Genomic DNA, 633 nt, shown 5'->3' with positions numbered 1-633 from the left:
AGGAAGAGTTCATGCGATTCTCAAAACTTGCGTTCTGTTTGGCTGCTGTGCTGGCCATTCCGGGACTATCAGCTGCAGCCGATTCCAAATCTACGTACGCTGAGGTATCCACCGATATCAGCATTGGCGCCTCGGATGCCATCGCGTTGACGAGCACGTTTTCTCTCACCACGCCTTCATGGGTTTATCTTCAATCGGACGGTCGTGCATTTCCAAATGCCGGTCCCGCAATAGCCGACATCTGGATGACCGCCGATGGCAACACCGTCAGCAACGGAAGTGTCATCGACTGGTCCACCTCGCTAAGCCCACAACAACATAGCTTCAACACTATCGGCGCGGTCTTTCTGCAAGCTGGAACACATACCGTTGCATTGCATGCGCGGTCGCTCAATTCGAGCGGCTATACGCTCGGCGCAAACAGTAACCTCTCCGTCTTGGTGAATCCTGCAACAGCTGTTGGCGTGGCGAGCCTTGCTGCCGATACCGGCGTCCTGTCGTACAACGTGAACGGACTAAATAGCCAGTCGTCGGTCATACCGATACAGGCGCAGGCAACTGCAAATATCAATGGCAGCGATGGATCTACCCTGGTGGCCCTTGCTTCTTCCCGCATCTTTAGATGGGGAAATG

General features: G+C 54.3%; 1 protein-coding gene. It reads left to right on the top strand.

Going from position 1 to position 633, the window contains the following annotated elements; all coding sequences use genetic code 11:
* Positions 1 to 11 precede the first annotated feature (11 nt).
* The coding region (locus OUZ52_RS22835) for a hypothetical protein (RefSeq protein ID WP_266160908.1) at positions 12 to 633 on the top strand (622 nt) is incomplete at its 3' end.

It is taken from the genome of Dyella silvatica (genome assembly GCF_026283955.1).
In the GTDB taxonomy this organism is placed as follows: Bacteria; Pseudomonadota; Gammaproteobacteria; order Xanthomonadales; family Rhodanobacteraceae; genus Dyella_C; species Dyella_C silvatica.
Note: the sequence above shows the minus strand (reverse complement) of the source record. Positions and strands in the feature narration are given on the sequence as shown.